This window comes from Prauserella cavernicola, assembly GCF_016595675.1.
Lineage (GTDB): Bacteria > Actinomycetota > Actinomycetes > Mycobacteriales > Pseudonocardiaceae > Prauserella_A > Prauserella_A cavernicola.
In genome coordinates, this window is record NZ_JAENJH010000003.1 from 224,742 (window position 1) to 243,854 (window position 19,113).

General features: G+C 70.3%; 16 protein-coding genes. 4 read left to right on the forward strand and 12 right to left on the reverse strand.

Annotated features, from left to right (window positions below):
- Positions 1–68: 68 nt before the first annotated feature.
- Positions 69–713 carry a TetR/AcrR family transcriptional regulator gene (locus JHE00_RS14370; RefSeq protein WP_200318558.1) on the forward strand — a complete coding sequence of 215 codons (645 nt, stop codon included), beginning with the start codon at positions 69–71 and terminating at the stop codon, positions 711–713.
- Here JHE00_RS14370 and JHE00_RS14375 read toward each other — a convergent pair.
- From JHE00_RS14375 to JHE00_RS14385, 3 genes are read right to left on the reverse strand one after another with little or no spacing between them, the layout of a single operon-like run.
- Positions 710–2,533 (reverse strand): serine/threonine-protein kinase, encoded by a 1,824-nt coding sequence (locus JHE00_RS14375; protein ID WP_200318559.1) that lies wholly within the window; start codon positions 2,531–2,533, stop codon positions 710–712. The two genes, JHE00_RS14370 and JHE00_RS14375, sit on opposite strands and share 4 nt — an antisense overlap.
- Positions 2,530–4,386 (reverse strand): serine/threonine-protein kinase, encoded by a 1,857-nt coding sequence (locus tag JHE00_RS14380; RefSeq protein ID WP_200318560.1) that lies wholly within the window; start codon positions 4,384–4,386, stop codon positions 2,530–2,532. Before JHE00_RS14380 ends, JHE00_RS14375 begins: the two co-directional genes overlap by 4 nt.
- Positions 4,387–4,398: 12 nt before the next feature.
- Complete coding sequence (locus JHE00_RS14385; RefSeq protein ID WP_200318561.1) at positions 4,399–5,427, reverse strand: tryptophan--tRNA ligase; 1,029 nt, start codon at positions 5,425–5,427, stop codon at positions 4,399–4,401.
- 83 nt (positions 5,428–5,510) lie between these two features.
- Between JHE00_RS14385 and JHE00_RS14390 the strand changes: the two genes are divergently transcribed.
- Both JHE00_RS14390 and JHE00_RS14395 read left to right on the forward strand, forming a co-directional pair.
- Positions 5,511–6,926, forward strand: coding sequence for a pyridoxal-dependent decarboxylase (locus JHE00_RS14390; protein WP_200319257.1), 1,416 nt, complete (start codon positions 5,511–5,513; stop codon positions 6,924–6,926).
- Between the two features lie 55 nt (positions 6,927–6,981).
- Complete coding sequence (locus tag JHE00_RS14395; RefSeq protein WP_200318562.1) at positions 6,982–7,407, forward strand: SRPBCC family protein; 426 nt, start codon at positions 6,982–6,984, stop codon at positions 7,405–7,407.
- Here JHE00_RS14395 and JHE00_RS14400 read toward each other — a convergent pair.
- From JHE00_RS14400 to JHE00_RS14435, 8 genes are all read right to left on the reverse strand, one after another.
- On the reverse strand, positions 7,382–7,945 hold the full coding sequence (locus JHE00_RS14400; RefSeq protein WP_200318563.1) for a TetR/AcrR family transcriptional regulator: 564 nt from the start codon (positions 7,943–7,945) through the stop codon (positions 7,382–7,384). The two genes, JHE00_RS14395 and JHE00_RS14400, sit on opposite strands and share 26 nt — an antisense overlap.
- Positions 7,918–8,727, reverse strand: coding sequence for an SGNH/GDSL hydrolase family protein (locus tag JHE00_RS14405; protein WP_200318564.1), 810 nt, complete (start codon positions 8,725–8,727; stop codon positions 7,918–7,920). Before JHE00_RS14405 ends, JHE00_RS14400 begins: the two co-directional genes overlap by 28 nt.
- Before the next feature lie 132 nt (positions 8,728–8,859).
- Positions 8,860–10,452 (reverse strand): beta-N-acetylhexosaminidase, encoded by a 1,593-nt coding sequence (locus JHE00_RS14410; protein WP_200318565.1) that lies wholly within the window; start codon positions 10,450–10,452, stop codon positions 8,860–8,862.
- Between the two features lie 92 nt (positions 10,453–10,544).
- Positions 10,545–11,027, reverse strand: a complete 483-nt coding sequence (locus JHE00_RS14415) for a hypothetical protein (RefSeq protein WP_200318566.1) — start codon at positions 11,025–11,027, stop codon at positions 10,545–10,547.
- Positions 11,028–11,263: 236 nt separating this feature from the next.
- Complete coding sequence (locus JHE00_RS14420; RefSeq protein ID WP_200318567.1) at positions 11,264–12,490, reverse strand: hypothetical protein; 1,227 nt, start codon at positions 12,488–12,490, stop codon at positions 11,264–11,266.
- A gap of 9 nt (positions 12,491–12,499) precedes the next feature.
- Complete coding sequence (locus tag JHE00_RS14425) at positions 12,500–12,925, reverse strand: hypothetical protein (protein ID WP_200318568.1); 426 nt, start codon at positions 12,923–12,925, stop codon at positions 12,500–12,502.
- Positions 12,918–13,511, reverse strand: a complete 594-nt coding sequence (locus JHE00_RS14430; RefSeq protein ID WP_200318569.1) for an SAV_915 family protein — start codon at positions 13,509–13,511, stop codon at positions 12,918–12,920. The genes JHE00_RS14425 and JHE00_RS14430 overlap by 8 nt, the downstream gene beginning before the upstream one ends.
- Before the next feature lie 179 nt (positions 13,512–13,690).
- On the reverse strand, positions 13,691–15,568 hold the full coding sequence (locus tag JHE00_RS14435; RefSeq protein WP_200319259.1) for a propionyl-CoA synthetase: 1,878 nt from the start codon (positions 15,566–15,568) through the stop codon (positions 13,691–13,693).
- A 155-nt stretch (positions 15,569–15,723) separates the two neighbouring features.
- On the opposite strand from JHE00_RS14435, the gene JHE00_RS14440 reads away from it, so the two are divergent.
- The gene (locus JHE00_RS14440) at positions 15,724–17,433 is read left to right on the forward strand and encodes a serine/threonine-protein kinase (protein WP_200318570.1); all 1,710 of its coding nucleotides are present in this window, start codon (positions 15,724–15,726) and stop codon (positions 17,431–17,433) included.
- A 93-nt stretch (positions 17,434–17,526) separates the two neighbouring features.
- Here JHE00_RS14440 and JHE00_RS14445 read toward each other — a convergent pair whose 3' ends face one another.
- Positions 17,527–19,104, reverse strand: coding sequence for a dolichyl-phosphate-mannose--protein mannosyltransferase (locus JHE00_RS14445; protein ID WP_307831941.1), 1,578 nt, complete (start codon positions 19,102–19,104; stop codon positions 17,527–17,529).
- Positions 19,105–19,113 lie beyond the last annotated feature (9 nt).

Genomic DNA, 19,113 nt, shown 5'->3' on the forward strand with positions numbered 1-19,113 from the left:
TAACAGAACGACGTTCACCTAACAAGAGGACGGCGTTCTGTTAAATCGGGATCTATACTGATCCGGTTATGGCTGAGTCGACGTTCGTGCGGGCCAGGCGGCCGGAGCACAAGCAGCAGCGACGCGACGCCATCCTCGTGGCGGCGCGGGACCTCGCCGTCGAGTCCGGGGTTCGCAACGTGAGCCTCGGCAGCGTCGCCGCGGCGGTGGGAATCGCGAAGTCCAACGTCGTCCGCTACTTCGGCACCCGCGAAGAGATCTACCTCGAGCTCGCCGCCGAGTGCTGGCAGGAGTGGGCCGACGAGGTCGCCCGGCGGCTCGGCAGCGGCGACGACGTCATCGACACCCTGGCCGAGACCCTCGCCGAGCGGCCGTTGTTCTGCGACCTGCTCGGCCACACGTCCACCACGCTCGAGCACAACGTCTCCGTCTCGGCCGCCGCCGAGTTCAAACGCACGGTGCTGGGCGTCATCACCGAGGTCGGGGCGGCCGTGGCCGCCGCGCGCCCGGACCTGACCGACGTGGAGAGCCGGGACCTGGCCGCCATGGCCTCCGGGGTCGCCAGCATGCTCTACCCGGCGGCCAACCCGCCGCCGACGCTCGTCGAGGTCTACGCGCAGAACCCGGACCTCGCAGCCGCGTGCCTGCCGTTCACCCCCACGTTGAAGCGTGCGCTCGCCGCGCTGGCCGCGGGACTGCCGACCCTGCGTTAGGGCGTCGGCAGTTCGCTGATCACCGCGTTGGCGAAGTCCTGCGCCCGCTCGCACGGCCGGTCCGGGGCAGAGGTGTGGAAGAGCCGGATGAGCTCGGTGCGTTCGTCGTCGATCCCGCGATGGGTCCACGTGAGCGCGCACGTGTCGCCTTCGACCACCCGCTGGTAGCCGGTGACCCCATCGAGCTCCACCGGCTCGAAGCCCTCCTCGGGGCCCGCGTCGGGGAACCACTGTTCCACCGACATCCGCATCAGGGCGCCCGAGCTCCACTCGCACGTGCGCAGTCCGGTCAGCTCCTTGCCGGTGACCGCGCCGAGCAGCTCTCCCGCTCGGGAATCGTCCACAAAGGAGCACGGATCGCGGGGAATCGCACTGGTGTCCGGCAGGTCCCAGACGGCCGCACCCGTGCGCAGGCGCTCCACGGTCGCCGACAGCGCGGCCTCGGCGCGGTCGCAGTCATGCTCGCCGCGGTCCTCGACGGTGATGCCCAGCTTCGGATCGTCGGGCAGCTGCACGGTCACCTCGCAGCCGCCGCTCAGGTCGTTGTGCAGCACCGGGAGTCCCTGGATCCGCGTGCTGCCCGGCTGCGCGCCCGGCGCCGTCAGGGCCTGACCGAGGTGGAGGTCGAGCGAGTCCCCGCCGGGCAGCCGGTAGTCGCAGCGGTCGAGGTACAGCGAGTCCTCGGGTTCGAGCGAGCCCAGCCCGTCGAAGCCGTCGGCGAGTACGGCGCAGGGATCGATGCCGCGCAGTCGTTCCGTACTCAGCGCCTGCTCGACCGGTAGCCGCATCGCCTGCGGCTCCGCCTGCCCCGGCTCGGCGCTGCCGAGGTTCACCGCGACGATCGCAGCCGCCGCGAGTGCGGCCACTCCGGCCGCCGCTGCCGCGACCACCTTCGCGCGCCGTCGCGGTGGCGGGTGCGCGGGCGGTGGCAGCGGGGCGGGCCAGGACAGCACGGTCCGCACTCCCGACTCCTGCTGCTCGATCAGCTGCCGCACCGCGAACGGCCACGCGAACCCCGGTGTCGCTGAGCCGAGGTGGTCGAGGATCTGCGCGGGCGTCGGCCGCCGTGCCGGGTCCTTGGCCAGACACGGCTCCGCCAGCGCGCGGATCTCCGGCGGCACGGCGGAGAGGTCGGGCTCGTCGTGCACGATGTTGTAAAGCGTCTGTGGCGCGGTCTCGCCGGTGAACGGACTGCGCCCGGTGGCGGCCAGCACCAGCAGCACGCCGAGCGAGAACACGTCGCTCGCGGGCGTCAGGTGGGCGCCGTCGGCCTGCTCCGGCGACATGAACGACGGCGAGCCGACCACCGCGCCCGTGCCCGTGAGGTCGGAACCCTCCGCGGCGCGGGCGATCCCGAAGTCGATCACGCGCGGCCCGTCGGCGGCGAGCAGCACGTTGCCAGGCTTGAGATCGCGGTGGATCAGCCCGGCGCGGTGGATGTCGGCCAGCGCCGACGCCAGGCCGATCGCCAGCTGTCGCAGCGCGTCCGCCGGCAATGGTCCGGCTGCTTTGATCGCCGAGTCCAGCGGCGGTCCGGCCACGAACACCGACGCGAGCCAGGGGATCTCGGCTGTGGGATCGGCGTCCAGCACGGCGGCGGTGTAGGCGCCGGACACGCGGCGGGAGACCGCCACCTCGTGGGCGAAGCGCGCCCGGAAACCCGGTTCGTGCGCGAAGTCCTGGTGGATCTGCTTCACGGCGGCGACGCGGCCGTCCGGACCCGCGGCGAGGACGACGCGGCCCATGCCGCCCACGCCCAGCTCCGCCAGCGGACGGTAGCGGCCGACCGGCGCGGCCTCGTCGGGTCTCAGCGGCCTCATGTCCGCGGCAGTCTCGGCATGATCGTCTCGGCGAATCGCCGGGTCTTGGCGCAGACCGTGTTCACATCGGACCCGCTGCCGGTCGCGCGGTAGTGCACGTCGACCACCTCGGTGAAGCCCTCCTCGACCGGAATGTGCGACCACCGCACCGCGCACGCGGGGCTGCCGCCGTCGGGGTAGCGCTGCTCGTGGACCGTGGTGTCGCCCAGCCGCAACGAGACCTCGGGCTGACCGCCGTTGCCGGGCGCGACGGCGCGTTCGAGGCTCACGTCGACCGTGCCCGTGACGCTCCACTCGCAGCCGTGCAGCCCGTCCGGCACGGTCTCGGTGACCAGCCCGAAGATGTCGCCCGCCTCGCCGTCGTCCGCGAGCTCGCACGGGTCGACGGTCGCGAGGGTGCCCTCGGCGTCCTGCCAGTCACCGTTCCCGTCGCGGATCGTCGTGATCGCTTCGCCGAGCCTGGTCCGCGCCGTGTCGCACGCGTTCGGGTCGCTGCCGCCCGGCCCCTGCTTGGCGGCTCCGCTGATCCCGTGGGTCGGCTGGTCCGGGATCAGGGCGTACACGGTGCAGTTGCCGCGCGAGTCGGGCCCGTCGACCGCGGCGGGTAGCCCGGCGATCTCCTCGGACGCGGTGACATCCGACGGGATGCGGTCGCCGATCTCGACGTCGAACCAGTACTGCTCGGACGTTTCGTAGGTGCAGCTGAAGAAGTGCACGTCGATCTTCGGCGTCATGCCGTCGCCGAGTACCCGGCACGGGTCGACCGATCGCAGCCCGGCCGCGCTCAGCGGCTCGGGTGGCGCCGTACTGGTCGAGGCCGCTGAGGCCGCCGCCGCAGGAACCGCGGTGCCCGCGTGCTTCTCGTTGACGTCGAGCAGCGTGGCGGCCAGCACGGTGCCGCCGAGCAGCACCAGCACCGCGAGCAACGCCAGCACGGGCCGCAGCCGGGAAGGCTTCGCAGAGTCCGGTTCGGACAGTGTGGCGACGGCCTGCTCCTGCTGCGCGGTGATCTGCTCGTGCACGGCCGCGGGCCACGGCCGTTCGCTCGGCGCCACCGGGCCGAGTGCGTCCAGCAGCTCTTCCGGCGACGGCCGGTCTGCCGGGTCCTTCGCCAGACACGGCTCGAGCAACGAAAGAATCTCGGCGGGAACCGCGCGCAGATCCGGTTCGGTGTGCACGACGTTGTAGAGCATCTGCGGCGTCGACGCGCCCGCGAACGGACTCCGGCCCGTCGCCGCCAGCGCGAGCAACGCGCCGACCGAGAACACGTCGCTCGCCGGCGTCAGCTGACGCCCTTCGGCCTGTTCCGGTGACATGAAGCCCGGCGACCCGATGACCGAGCCCGTGCGGGTCAGCTCCGAGTTGCCCTCGGTCGCCCTCGCGATGCCGAAGTCGATCACCCGAGGGCCGTCGGCCGCGAGGATCACGTTGCTGGGCTTGAGATCCCGGTGCACGAGACCCGCGCGGTGGATGTCGGCCAGCGCGGCCGCGAGGCCCGCGGCGAGGTAGCGCAGCGACTCGACCGGGAACGGCCCGGCCGCGGCGACGGCCTCGCGTAGCGAAGGGCCTGGCACGTAGACCGACGCCAGCCACGGCGACACCGCGTTCGGATCCGCGTCCATGACCGCGGCCGTGTACGCGCCCGACACGAGCCGCGACGCCTCGACCTCGCGGGCGAACCGCTCGCGGAAGTCCTCACTGTGCGCGAAACCGGGATGGATCCGCTTGACCGCCGCGAACCGGCCGTCAGGCGCGACCGCGAGCAGCACCCGACCCATGCCGCCGGAACCGAGCGAGGCGAGCAGGCGATAACGCCCGGCGTGCCTCGGCTCGCCCTCGTGCAGAGGCTCCACGTCGGAACCGGGTTACTTGCTGATGCCGACGGCCTTGCGCACGGACGTGAGCACCCGGCCCGCGCGCTCTCGCGCCTGCTCCGCGCCCTCGGCGAGCATCGTGTCCAGCTCGCTGCCCGGCTCCATCAGTGCGTCGTAGCGCTCCCGCAGCGGCGTGAGCTCGGTGTTGAGCACCTCGAACAGCACGTTCTTCAGCTCGCCCCAGCCCATGCCTCCCTGCTCGAGGCGCTTGCGGGTGTCGGCGACGACATCGGCGGCCGACGGCGGCGCGAACTGCTCGAGGATCTGGAACACCGGCGAGCCGTCCGGGTCCTTCGGGTCCTCCACCGGCGTGCTGTCGGTCGGGATGCGCCGCACGAGCTTCTTCAGCTTGTTCTCGGGCAGGAACAGCGGAATGGTGTTGTCGTAGGACTTGCTCATCTTCCGGCCGTCGAGGCCCGGCAGTGTCTGCCCGGTGCCGACCTCGGGGACGACCGCCTTCGGGATCTTGAACGAGTACGACTTGCCGTACAGGTGGTTGAAGCTGCCCGCGATGTCGGCCGCGTACTCGACGTGCTGCACCTGGTCCCTGCCCACCGGCACGACGTCGGACTCCATGATCAGGATGTCGACGGCCATGAGGACCGGGTAGTTGTACAGGCCCATGTTCACGCCCGCGTCCGGCTCCTCGCCCGCCTCGACGTTGCGGTCGCGGGCGGCCTTGTACGCGTGCGCCCTGTTCATCAGGCCCTTGCCCGTGACGCAGGACATCACCCAGTTGAGCTCGAAGATCTCGGGGACGTCGGACTGCACGTAGAACGTCGTCCGCCGTGGGTCGAGGCCCGCGGCCACCCACGTCGCGGCCACCGAGCGCGAGTAGTGCCGGAGCAGCTCGGGATCGCGCACGGTCGTGAGCGCGTGGTAGTCGGCGATGAAGTAGACCGAGTCGTACTGCTCAGCCAGCTGCAGCGCCGGGCGGATCGCCCCGATCAGGTTGCCCAGGTGGGGCTCGCCGGTCGGCTTGATGCCGGTCAAGGAGACCTTGGCTACGGGCTGTGACATGCGAGCCATCCTACTGACCAGCGGCGACCGAACAGCCCTCAGGTGAGCTGAACGCGGGCTACTCTCGCGGCATGGCCGGGCACATGACTCCCGAGGAGTTCCGCGAACACGGCAAGCGGGTGGTGGACTGGATCGCCGACTACCTTGCCTCGATCGAGTCCCGGCCCGTGCGCTCGCAGGCCAAGCCCGGCGACGTACGCGCCGCGCTGCCCGAGCACCCGCCCGAGGAGGGCGAGCCGTTCGACGCCGTGCTGGCCGACCTCGACCGCGCGATCCTGCCCGGCCTCACGCATTGGCAGCACCCGAGCTTCTTCGCGTACTTCCCCGCCAACGCCAGCGGCCCCGCCGTGCTCGGCGATCTGCTCTCGTCGGGGCTCGGCGTGCAGGGCATGGTGTGGGCGACCAGCCCCGCGTGCACGGAGCTGGAGTCGTTGGTCGTCGACTGGTTCGCCGAGTTGCTGGGGTTGCCTGCGCACTTCCGCACCGACTCGCGCGGCGGCGGCGTCATCCAGGACACGGCGTCGAGCGCGAGTCTGGTTGCGATGCTGGCCGCTTTGCGGCGAGCGGGCGGGCAGGGACAGCGCCGGACGGTTTACGTGTCGTCGCAGACCCACTCGTCGCTGGAGAAGGCAGGCCGCATCGCGGGGCTCGCGGACGGCGACGTGCGCGCGGTGGACGTCGACGAGCACACGCTCGAGCTCGACCCCGGGCAGCTGGACCGGCTCATCGCCGAGGACCTCGCCGCCGGAGCGGTGCCCGCGATGGTGTGCGCGACCGTCGGCACCACGTCCACCACGGCGATCGACCCGGTGCGCCGCATCGGCGAGGTGTGCCGGGCTCGCGGCGTGTGGCTGCACGTCGACGCCGCGTACGCGGGCGTTTCGGCGGTCTGTCCCGAGCTGCGCTGGATCAACGACGGGGTGGCGGAGTACGCCGACTCCTACGTCACCAACCCGCACAAGTGGCTGCTCACCAACTTCGACTGCTCCGTGCTGTGGCTCGCCGACCGGGCGCCGATGATCGAGGCGCTGTCGATCCTGCCCGAGTACCTGCGCAACTCGGCGAGCTCGTCGGGCGAGGTGATCGACTACCGGGACTGGCAGATCCCGCTGGGGCGGCGGTTCCGCGCGCTGAAGCTGTGGTCGGTGCTGCGCTACTACGGCGCGCGTGGCCTGCGTGAGCACGTGCGTGGCGGCATCGCGCTGGCCGGTGAGTTCGCGGAGCTGGTGGCCGCCGACTCCCGCTTCGAGCTGCGCGAACACCATCCGTTCGGGCTCGTGTGCTTTCGTCCGCTCTGGCCCGGACTGTCCACTGTCGACGCCAACGCGGCGACGCTCGCGTTGCTGGAGCGGCTCAACGACTCCGGCGAGCTGTACCTGAGCCACACCAAGGTCGGCGAGCACGTGCTGTTGCGGATGGCGATCGGCGCGCCGACGACCGAGGCGCGCCACGTGCGCGCCGCGTGGACGGCGATCCAGGAGCACCTCGATTTCGCGTGAGCGGTTTTTGTCGGTGGGCCGCGGCACAATCGTGCGCATCCGGCGAGGGGGAGTGATGACCGTGGTGGTCGGCCAGACGAAGGACGTGGGGTTCCAGATCGGGGTGTCCAAGACGGTGCCCTATCCGGTGGAGACGGTGTGGGCCTATCTCACCAGCGCCGAGGGGATCGCGGTCTGGCTCGGTGAGGGTGTGCGGCTCGGTACCGAGAAGGGGGCGCGGTACGAGACGGCCGAGGGCACGGTGGGCGAGGTGCGCAGCTTCCACGACAACGAGCGGCTCCGGCTCACGTGGCGCCCGCGCGACTGGGACCACGACACCACGATGCAGGTCACGGTGACCGACTCGGACGGGCGGACGGTGCTGCGGTTCCACCAGGAATGGCTGGCCGACGGCGACGAGCGGCTGCGCCAGCGCGAGCACTGGCGCGCGGTGCTGCTCGAAGTGCTGGCGGGACTCAGCCGAGGTAGGTCTCCAGGGTGACGCCCAGCGCGGCGTCCACCTGGTCCGTCTCCAGCGTGTCGCCGAGGCCGCCCCACAGCCAGAGCCCGGCCAGTCCGTGCAGTGCCGCCCACAGCGACGCGGCGAGCAGTCGCGCATCGGTGCCGGGCCGCCAGCCGACGGCCTGGGTCTCGCCGACGAGCTCGCTGAAGCGCTCGAACACGGCGCTGTTGGTGCTCGCCAGCTCCGGTTCGTCGGCGTCGACGAGATCGCGGCGGAACATCAGCTCGAACATCGCGGGGTTGGCGAAGGCGAACTCGAGGTAGGCACGGCACATCGCGAGCAGTCGTTCCCGGGGCTCGGCGGAGGCGACGACCTCGGTGCGCTCGCGCAGCTCGGCGAAACCCGTGGTGGCGACAGCGGACAGCAGCGCGGAGCGGCCGGTGAAATGGCGCAGCGGCGCGCCGTGCGACACACCGGCCTCGCGGGCGATCCGGCGGAGGGTGACGGCTTCGACGCCCTCGTCGGCGAGCAGAGCGGTGGCGCTCTCGATCAGGCGTTGCCTGGGATCGGCGACCATGTTCCCAGTTCGTCGGTGAGCGGCAGCAGTTCCGGTCGTTTCGGCACGAAGCCGTCGCCGGAGGAGCGGCCGGTGAGGTAGTTGACCACGCGGGTTCGCGAGGCGGGCAGCACCGTGCTCCACACCCACTTGGTGTGGGCGAGCAGGTTCGGAGCCGCCGGGTCGCCCGGAAGCGGGCTCAGCCAGTCGGCGTCGAACGGCACGTCCAGCTTGCCGAGCAGGTGAGCGGCGACCCTGCGGTGGCCGTGTTCGCTGAGGTGCAGCCGGTCGGGACCGAAGTAGCGCAGGTCCTGGGCCGCCTCGTCGGGCCACAGGTCCACCAGCACGGCGCCATGGTCGGCGGCGGCGTCGCGCACGGCGTCGTTGAACGCCTCGATGCGCGAGCGCATTTTGCGCACGACCGGCATCCGGCTGGAGATGTCGCTGAGCGTGAACAGCACGACCGTGGGAGCGATGTCGGAGAGCAGGCGTGTGGCGGCCCTGACGCGGCCCGCGACCACGTCGGAGCTGAACGACCTGGTCATCATCAGGTCGTTGCCGCCGCCGAAGAGCGCGACGATGTCGGGCCGCAGGTCGCTCGCCGTCGGGATCTGCTCGACGACGATCTGGTCGAGCCGCCTGCCACGGACGCCGAGGTTGGCGTAGCGGAAGTCGGGCTGGTCCAGAGCGAAACGGCTGGCGACCAGGTCGGCCCAGCCCCGGTAGTGGGTGCGGCCGGGGTAAGGGTCGTCGAGGCCTTCGGTGCAGCTATCGCCGATCGCCACGAAGCGTTGGTAGTTCATTCAACTCTCCGACAGGTTCCGTTCAGCTCGTGGCCGATGTCTACCAAACCGAGTAGACGGTGTCTACGTCGCTGTACGGAGCGGAATCGCGCCCGGACCGTGCGTGAGACGGTCCGGGCGCGATCAGGAGAGTCAGGGCCAGTTGATCTGCGGCGAGCGGTAGAAGTTGACGCCGCGCTCCTCCCAGCGCGGCCCCTGCTCGGCGAGCCGCTGCGAGAAGGACTCCCAGTCGCGGGCCTCCTGCGGCGACCACCCGATCTCGGCGATGGCGGGCAGCCTCGGGAACGCCATGAACTCGATGTCGTCGAGCGTGCGCAGCGTCTCCGACCACAGCGGCGCCTCCACGCCGAAGACCGACTCCTCGCCGACACCCTGCAGGTGGTTGCCCGGGTCCCAGTCGTAGGCGTCGCGCACCTCGATGAGTCCGGCCCACTGCAGGCCGAGCGGCGTGCTCTCGTCGTACTTCATGTCGAGGTAGGTCTTGTTCGCGGGCGACATGATCACCTGGTTGCCCTTCGCGACGGCCTCGGCGACGTCGGCGTTCTCGGTCTCGGTGGACCAGTACTGCGGCACGACCGACGTCGGCAGGTCCGCCTGCGCCACCTCGTTCCAGCCGAACGCCCGCTTGCCGTACTTCTCCACGAGCGGCAGCACCCGGTCCATGAACGTGCGGTAGTCCTCCTCGGAGGTCGCATGCGCCTCGTCACCGCCGATGTGCAGGTACGGCCCGGGCGTCAGCTCGGCGACCTCGCGGATCACGTCCTCCGCGAAGCGGTACGTGACCTCGGAGTCGATGCAGAGCGAGGAGTAGCCGACCTCGATGTCGGTGCGGGGCGGCACCGCGACGCCGTCGCAGTTCAGCTCGGCGTAGGTGGACTGCGCCGCGTTGGTGTGCCCTGGCATGTCGATCTCGGGCACGATCGTGATGAAGCGCGACTCGGCGTAGGCGACGAGGTCGGAGTACTCGGCCTTGGTCAGGAAGCCGGGCCCTTCTCCGTCGACCCCGGTGCCCGGTCCGCCGCCGACGGTGGTCAGCTCCGGCCAGCTCTCGATCTCGATGCGCCAGCCCTGGTCGTCGCTGAGGTGCAGGTGCAGGTGGTTGATCTTGAACTGGGCGATCTCGTCGATGTAGGACTTGATCTCGTCCGGCTCGTGGAAGTGCCGGGCCAGGTCGAGCATGGCCCCGCGGTACTCGAACCGGGGCTCGTCGACGATCCGGCCGCCGGGCACGGTCCACGTGCGCGAGAAGGTCTGGTCGGCCTCGACCTGCGCGGGCAGCAGCTGGCGCAACGTCTGCACGCCGGCGAACAGCCCTTCGGGTGTCTCGGCCCTGACGGTGATCCCGGACTTGGCGACGTCGAGCTGGTAGCCCTGCTCGCCCACGTCGGCGCCGCCCTTGCCGAGCAGTAGCGAGATGCCGGGTCCCTTCGACCTCGCGGACGAGTCGACCGGCAGTTCGAAGCCGGTGGCGGGCCGCAACACCTCGGCGAGATACGTGCCGACGCTCTCGGCCTCGGCCGATCCGAGCTGGGTGTGGATGGTGGTGTGCGGACCGAGGGTGAAGTCGGCCTTCGAGTTCGGCGCGATCTGGGCCGGAGCCGGGATCACGTCACTGAGCTGGCGTTCCGGTCCTGGGGCGGCGGTCTGCGCGGCGGCGGCCGGAATGCCGGGTAGGCACAGCGCGGTCGCGGTGAGCAGGCCGATGAATGTCCTTCGTTGACGCACGGAGCACCTCCGATGGGGAAGGATCGGGTGCGCTAAAAGGTATAGACCAATAGTGGTTCAGACATCCGCCGATCGGTGGACGTTTGTGCCGGTCAGGTCTTTTTGTCTCGTTGCGCCCGAGCGCGCAACGCCGGGTGGTGGGTGAGTTTGAGGACGCCGATGTCCTGCGGCCGGATGTCGGCGCCGCCCGCGACGGAGTGGACGATGCCGTTGTAGACGAGGTCCCAGATGCGCCGGTCGCGATGCCATTCGGCGAAGGTGCGACTCATGCCGCGCTCGTCGTCGTAGAGGTCGAGGTAGAGGTCGCCGCCGCCGTAGCTGGTGCGGATCTTGGTGAGCTCGTAGGTCTTGAGGTGGTTGGTTCGGCGCAGCCGACTACGTGACCACTGCACCCAGTCGGCCCCGGCGGAGACGGTGTCGATGTTGAACGGATTGGACATCAGATATGCGCCGACGATCGGAATTAGCCACAGCGGCCAGAACCGAGCATTGAGAAAACCCAGGTCGCCGTCCTGGAGAAGGGTCAGGACTGCCATGCCCCCGAGCAGAAGGCCCAGCGACACCACGTACCGCACGATCCCTGCTTTGGAGCTGCCGCGCCACCAGACCAAAGTCGGTCCCATGCCCGACGGTGGTTTAGGCTTACGCGGATCGTGGATGTCGCGGAGCGGATCGTCCTCAGATCCGCTCTTGTTGCCGGTGTAGCCAGGGGCGCGTGGCGGGAACGGCTTTCCGGTCCGCGGGTCGGGACGTGGAGGCAGGCCGTCGTCGCCCGGCGCTCTTTCGGCCATTCGTGTCAGCCCCCCACTCGCTATTCGGGATGGAGCATATCGGCGACCCATTGGCCGCCTATGGCGCCGAGCGTGCCGCCCGCGATTCCCACGACCAATGAGCCGAGCGGCGAGGCAACGGAGCCGACCATGGCCCCGTAGGCTGCGCCTGCAGCCATGCTTCCGCCCGCCGCGCCAGTGATGATCAATCCTGTATCCGTGATCGCTTTGCCCCAGGACTGTTCACCCTTCATGGCTCCGTAAGCCTCGTTCCAGGCGGTCAGAACTCCGCCAGCGTAGGAAAATCCTTTGAGGACACTTCGCGAGTTCTCCATGAACTTTCCTGCGCTGGGGTCCAGGTCGGAGAGCGCTCCTTTGCCGGGATAAGCGGAAAGGGCGTTGCGCACAGACGCTGGCACGTATTTGATCCACCTGTTGTACTGGTCCGCCTTTGCTTGGTAGTGGTCCGCTCCGGCTCCCATCGCCGCCGAGGACATCGTGAGCTGTCGGCCGAAATCCGGTGGGAGCAGGTGCAGCCTGCCCATGGCGAAGTTGGTGAACGCGTCTCCGGTGGTGGAGAACCGGCGTGCCAGGTTGGTGTACTCCAGTCGCTTGTTCTCCATCGTCGCGACGAACGAGCGCGCTTGCGACGCGGTGGTGAAACCGAGGCTCACGTAATCGTCAGCGGGCTTGGCTGTGCTGACTGCTTGCTGCAGTGTGCTGTGCGCGTTCCCTTCGCGGGTGCGGGCGTCGGTGACGATGGCCTTGCACTCGTTGTAGGTGGCGGCTTTCGCGTTGTAGTCGGCGATGGCCGCGTTGTGGGCCTCGATCGCCACTTTATTGTCCGCCATCGCCTGCTTCGCCTGCGCGCTGTCACACGGGCCGGTCGGCAGCACCTGCGGCTCCAGCGGGGGATCCGGCGCCAGGATGAACGGACCTTCGACCTGCAGGCCGCCTCGTCGCGCCTTGCCGAGTGCCTCGTCCATACGGCGGATGACGCCGTCCAGTTCGTCGGAGAACTCGCGCAGGGCTCGCTCGATGGTCGTGGCCTGCTCGCCGAGCCGGTCGGTCGCCGGGCCGTACTGCCTCGTCGCCCCGTCGTGGGCGTCGCGGGCCGGTCCCATCCAGTCCGACTCGCCCGTCGTGCGGGCCTGCTGAGCCTGTCCCGCCGCCGCGTGCGCCGACTCGGCCATGTTCGCCAGGTGGTCGGCGGCTCCTCGACAGGTGCCACTGTTGCCGTTGACGGTGGTGTTGAGCGCCTGTCCCATGCCGGGCCCCTAGTTGTCGTCCATCGAGCCAGGTCCGCCGGGGCCCTTAGGCGGTGTCGCCGGGCCCATCGGCGGGGGCGGGAGCGAACCCGGTGCCGGATCGACCTTGCCGTCGGAGGGGAGCCGTTGGCCGGGGCCCATGCCGTAACGACCCCTCGCGGCGATGGCACCCGCGTTGGTGTTCTCGATGTCCTCGTAGCTGCCGTTCGCGGCGTGGACCTTCTCCGCGGCGTCGTCCATCGCCGTCGCGGCGGCGCCGAGCGCTCGGGTCAGGGACGCCATCGCCTCACCGACCACGGACGAGGAGGCGCCCGCGTCCGGCGCGTCGGCGGGTGCGGTCGCGGCGCCGTCCACCAACTCGGCTCCCTCGTGCCAGTGGTCGCTGATCGCGGTCAGGGCCTCACTGTTGTGCCGGTAGCCGTCGCCGCTAGGCATTCCACTCCGTCTCCCTCCGGGACTTGCGAGTCCAGTCCACCACCGGTACCGCGTGCCGGGTCTCCTCCGAGAGAACCGGGTTGAGCAGAACCTGCTCGGCGCCGGACTCGGTCAGCACCGTGCCGAGTTCGCGAACCGGGATCGCCACCCACGGTTGGTGTGGCCCGCATCCGGTCTTGATGGCCTCTGCCGAGGTGTAGGCCAGCAGCGTCGTCTTGTTCCGGTGTCGTTGCAGCTCCAGATTGATCGTCTGGTCGCCGGGCCTGGCCGGACGCGATGGCACGTACACGAGGTCCCCTTCCGGTTCGGCGTCGTCCAGCAGCGGTAGATCCGGCTGATCGGCGACGTCCGGTTCCGGGTGGCGCGGTGGGCAGGGTAGCGGCTGGTCCAGAACAGCCTGGGCGTCGGTCGCGTCGCAGATTCGCTTCAGGTCGGCGGCCGTCAGCCATCGAAATGGCTGGGCAGGCCCAGCAGACGCTGCCAGAACCGGAAATGCTGAGTACGTCACGACCACACGCGTGCCGTCGTGCAGTTCCCACAGCTCGATCGGTGCGCCCGGTTCGCCGACGGTGGTCAGCGTCAGCACTCCCTCAGGAGCGTGCTCACCCACCTCTGCGGCCGTCAACACCCGCACCCGGTCGCTTGCCCCTCGAAGACCCACAGCTCCCCCATGCAGCGGTTGGTCCCACCGATCGTAGTTGCACGACGACGGTGTGCGAGCGGTTTTGGGGGCGAAAGCCGCACGTCACTCGCGTAGGGGACGCTCTACTCCGGACGCAGGATCGTGCGCAGGGCGGTGAGCACCGTCGGGTCCTCGATCGTCGAGGGCACCGGTTCGTCACGGCCGTCGGCGATGCCGCGCATGGTCTTGCGCAGGATCTTGCCCGAGCGCGTCTTCGGCAGCGCCTCAACGACCGAGACGTCGCGGAACGCCGCGACCGGGCCGATGTCGGCTCGCACCGCCGCCACCAGTTCCTGCCGCAGCTGGTCCTCCGGGATGTCCGCACCCGCCTTGAGCACCACGAAACCGCGCGGCAGCTGGCCCTTGAGCTCGTCGTGCACACCGATCACCGCGCATTCGGCCACCGCCGGGTGTGCCGCGAGCACCGCCTCCATCGAGCCCGTCGACAGCCGGTGTCCCGCCACGTTGATCACGTCGTCGGTGCGGCCCATCACGAACAGATAGCCGTCCTCGTCGCGGTAGCCGGAGTCGCCGGTGAGGTAGTGGCCCTCGTAGCGCGAGAGGTAGGCCTCGACGTAGCGCGCGTCGTCGCCCCACAGCGTCGGCAGCGCGCCGGGGGGAAGGGGCAGCCTGATCGCGATTGCACCCTCCTTGCCCGCGGGCAGGTCCTCGCCGTCCTGGCCGAGGATCCGCACGTCCCAGCCCGGTACGGGCAAGGTCGCCGAGCCCGGCTTCACCGGCATCGGCTCCAGGCCGCGCGGGTTCGCCGCGATCGGCCAGCCGGTCTCGGTCTGCCACCAGTGGTCGATCACCGGCACGTCAAGGCTGTCGTGCGCCCAGTGGTAGGTCTCCGGGTCCAACCGTTCGCCCGCCATGAACAGCGTGCCGAACTCGCTCAGGTCGTAGTGGGCGATCTCCTTGGCCTCCGGGTCGACGCGCTTGACCGCGCGCAATGCCGTCGGCGCCGTGAACAGGGCCTTGACGCGGTGCTCGGCGATGACCCGCCAGAACGCGCCCGCGTCGGGTGTGCCGACGGGTTTGCCCTCGTAGAGCACGGTCGTGGCGCCGATCAGCAGCGGCGCGTAGACGATGTAGGAGTGCCCGACGACCCAGCCGACGTCGGAGGCCGTCCACCACACGTCTCCCGGCGCGATGTCGTAGACCGCGCCCATCGACCAGGCGAGCGCCACCGCGTGCCCGCCGGTGTCGCGCACGACGCCCTTCGGCTTACCCGTGGTGCCGGAGGTGTAGAGGATGTAGAGCGGGTCGGTCGCCGCGACCGGAACGGGGTCGACGGGGGAGGCCGCGGCCATGAGCTCCGCCCAGTCGGCGTCGCGTTCGCGCAGCTCGGCACGCGCGGCGTCGCGCTGGAGCACCACGACCCGGTCCGGCTGGTGCTCCGTCGCGGCCAGCGCCTCGTCGATGATCGGCTTGTACTCGACGACGCGGGTCGGTTCGATGCCGCACGAGGCCGCCACGATCACCTTCGGCTTGGCGTCCTCGACCCGCGCGGCCAGTTCCTTCGGGGCGAAGCCGCCGAAGACCACCGAGTGCACGGCGCCGATCCGCGCGCAGCCGAGCATGGCGATCGCCGCTTCGGGCACCATCGGCAGGTAGATGATCACCCGGTCGCCTCTGGTCACTCCCAGTGACGTCAGCACGCCCGCGAACCGCGCCACCTCGTCGCGCAGCTCGGCGTAGGTGTAGGTGCGCTGGGAGCCGGTGACCGGCGAGTCCCAGATCAGCGCGGGCTGGTCGGCCCTGCCTCGCTCGACATGCCGGTCGAGGGCGTTGTAGGCGGTGTTGAGCTCGCCGTCGGGAAACCAGCGGTACAGCGGGGCGTCGCTGGCGTCCAGCGCGCGGGCCGGCTCGCGGACCCAGTCGATGGCCTGGGCAGCCTCCAGCCAGAAACCCTCCGGATCGTCGAGACTGCGCCGGTACGTGTCGGCATACGCGCCCATAATGGCTGCCTCCTCGTCGTCGAGTCCGTGCCAGTGACCGTAGAACGTCGACGCGATGTGTGCACCCAGTGAACCCGGCACACACCACCTGCGTCCTTCGGTGGAGGACTCGACATACTCTGGGGCGGACAGAGCCGAACGGGCGAGGAGCGAGGGTGGATTCGATCGCTAGCTGGTTGCTTTCGCTAGCGCACAATTTGTTCCAACCGGGTTTTTGCCCGGGGGACTGGGTGTGGGCGACGAGCATGGCCGGCGCGTTGATCGCGTTGGCCCCGGTCGCGGGCGCCATGCTCGTCGCGATCGTCCGCAAGTTCACCGGCAACCGCTACAGCGGACCTGCGCTGTTCGCCATCGCCGGCATCGGCGTGATCTTCATGCTGTTCCTGCCGTGGCTGCTGTCCACCGGCATCTCGTCGATCTACCGCGACGTCTTCGCGGGCGGCAGCGGCGGGCTCTCCGCGTCCGAGCTGGACACGATGGGCCGCGAGTACTGCTTCGTGGGCGTGCAGAGCGAGTACCTCGGCGGCGGCCAGAACGTCTACGAGACGCTCTTCTACCCGTCCGACTCGGTCCTGGCCTACGGCTACTACCTGGGCGGACTCGTCGGCCTGCCGATCCTGGCCCTGTTCGCCGTGATGCTGCTGGGCCGGGTCGCGCTGCGCAGGGGCCCGAAGTGGCCGGGCAGGCTGCTGTGGGTCTCGTTCGTCGCGTTCGTCCTGTTCAGTGTCGGTGTCGAGGCCAACACGGCGGTGCACCTGTGGCTGGGGTTCCTGCCGGTCACGGTGCTCGGCGTGATCCCGGTGGCGCTCGTCGGGCCACCGAGCTGGTCGGTGATCCAGAACTCCGACCGTCCGCCGGAGCCGAAGCGGCCGCCGGAGCCCCCGGCCCGGCAGCAGCCGCCGCCGTACGTGCCGCCGGCCGAGGAGCCGAAGCCGCCGCCGAAGCAGTACCCGCCGACCTCGGTGGCGCCGTCGCCGGAGGCGGCGGGCGCGCTCGCGGCGGTGCCGGGCCCGATGCCGGGCACCGGCGAGGGCAACGGCCGGTTCAAGCGCATCCGCAGGCTCGGCCACGGCGGGTTCGGCACGGTGTGGCAGGCCCAGGACACACAGCTCGGCCGCACCGTCGCGCTCAAGATCGCGCACGCGCCGGACCGCGACACCGAGGAGCGCATGCAGCGGGAGGCGCGGGCGCTCGCGCTGGTCAACCACCCGAACTGCGTCCGCGTGTACGACCTTGTCGAGGAACACGACGGCCTCGCGCTGGTGATGGAGTACCTCGAGGGCCAGTCGCTGGCCGACGCCGTGGACGGGTCGGGGCCGCTCGACGACGTCTCCGCGGGCAAGCTCTGGGCGACGCTGGCGAGCGCGCTGTCGGCCGCCCACGACAAGGGCGTGCTGCACCGCGACATGAAGCCGTCCAACGTGATCGTCGACCCTGGCGGCATCCCGCACCTCATCGACTTCGGCATCGCCCGCAGCAAGGGCGACGCCAAGCTCACGGCCACCGGGATGATGATCGGCACGCCCGACTACACGTCCCCGGACACGGCCGCGGGCGCGCAGGCCAGCCCGGCCTCGGACGCGTGGCAGCTCGCCGCGACGGTCAGCTTCGCCCTGTCCGGCTACCCGCCCCGCGGTACGCGTGAGACGCCGATGGCGGCGCTCATGGCCGCGGCGCGGGCGGAGCCGCCGAGCCAGCTGCCGAGGCAGAGCGTGCACGCCAGGCTGCTCATGGCCTCGCTCGACCCGCAGCCGCGCAACCGGCCGACGCTCAACGCCGTGCGCCGTGAGGTGGAGGGCTGGCTCGCGCGTTCGGGCACCTCGCCGGAGGGCCCGGTGACCCGCGTGGTCCCCCGAGTGCAGTGACCGCACAGGACCCGGCCACCGTGCGGTGAAGGGCACCTTTACTGCGTTCAATGCAGTAAAGGTGCCCTTCACCGCGGTCGGGTCACATCAGGGTCAGCGCCAGGAGGGGAGCCAGAGTTCGGCTTGCCAGCGTTCGGTGGTGATCGAGTCGCCGTTGAGGATCGGCCACAGCCACACGAAGTTCGCCACCACGAGGCCGGTGTAGAGCGCCACCACGAGCAGCCCCGTGCCGCGTCGCTCGAATCCGGATCTGGCTCTGCCGAGAACCTGGCCCAGCACGAGCGTCAGCCCCAGCACCAGGAACGGGGCCATCGGCGTGGCGTAGAAGTAGTACATCTGCCGGTCGAGGTTCACGAACCACGGCAGCAGGCCCGCGAAGTAGCCCACCAGCACGGCGGCGTAGCGCCAGTCCGAACGGAAGATCGAGCGCCACAGACCCCAGCCCAGCACGGGCAGCGACAGCCACCACAGCGCGGGCGTGCCCACGAGCATCGTGGCGCGCACGCACTCGGACTCGCCGCAGCCGCCGGCAGCGCCACCGCCGCCCGAGTTGTAGTAGTAGAGCATCGGACGCAGCCCCATCGGCCACGTCCAGGGCTTCGACTCCCACGGGTGCGGATCGCCGTCGGGCGTCGCGAGGCTCTCGTGGAAGTCGAGGACGTTGAAGGTGTAGGACACCAGCGACCGCAGTGCCCCAGGGATGAACCCGAAGGGTCCGCCCGCCTCGTTCTGGATCTCGACGTAGTTGCGGTCGGTCGCCGTCTCGCTCGCGAACCACGCCCACCAGCTGCTGAGGTACACGAGCACCGCGATCACGCCGATGCCCCACAGCGCGGGAGCGAGGTCGCGCCGGACCATGCCCATCCACGGCCGCCGCACTCCCGCGGCCTTGCGGGCCGCGACGTCGAAGGCGATGCAGAGCAGGCCGAACGCGAGCACCCAGTACATGCCCGACCACTTCACGGCCGTGGCCAGGCCCAGCATCACGCCGGTCGCGAAGCGCCACCAGCGAAACCCCAGTCTCGGGCCGAACGGTGACTCGTCGGCCCAGCCCTCGCGCACGGCCTGGGCGAGCCGCTCGCGCACCTGGTCGCGGTCGCGCAGCAGGCACGCGAACGCAGCCAGCACGAACACCGCGATGAAGATGTCGAGCATCCCCATCCGCGACTGCAGGTGCAGCATGCCGTCACAGATCACGAGGATGCCCGCGATCGCGCCGAGCAGCGTCGAACGGGTCAGCCGCCGTGCGACGCGGATGGTGAGCAGGATGACGACCGTGCCAGCGATGGCGGCGCTGAACCGCCAGCCCCAGCCGTTGTAGCCGAACAGCCACTCACCGACGGCGATCAGCTGCTTGGCCAGCGGCGGGTGCACCACCAGCTCGTAGCCGTAGTTGTCCTCGTAGCCGCCGTTGCGCAGCATCTGCCACGCCTGAGGCACGTAGTGCTTCTCGTCGAAGACCGGGGTGCCCTTGTCAGTGGGGAAGCCCAGGTTCTGCAGCCGCACGATGCCGCCGATGACGGTGAGCACCACGGTGATGACGAGCGCGCGCATCCGGTCGGTCGGCATCGGCCTGCCCAGCAGGGTGGCCTCGCGGTCGCTCGGTGGCCGCCGCGTCCGCCCCTGTTCGGGGCCCGCGCCGCCCGGGGTGCGCGTGAGGAGTGCGGTCACGAGCCACGA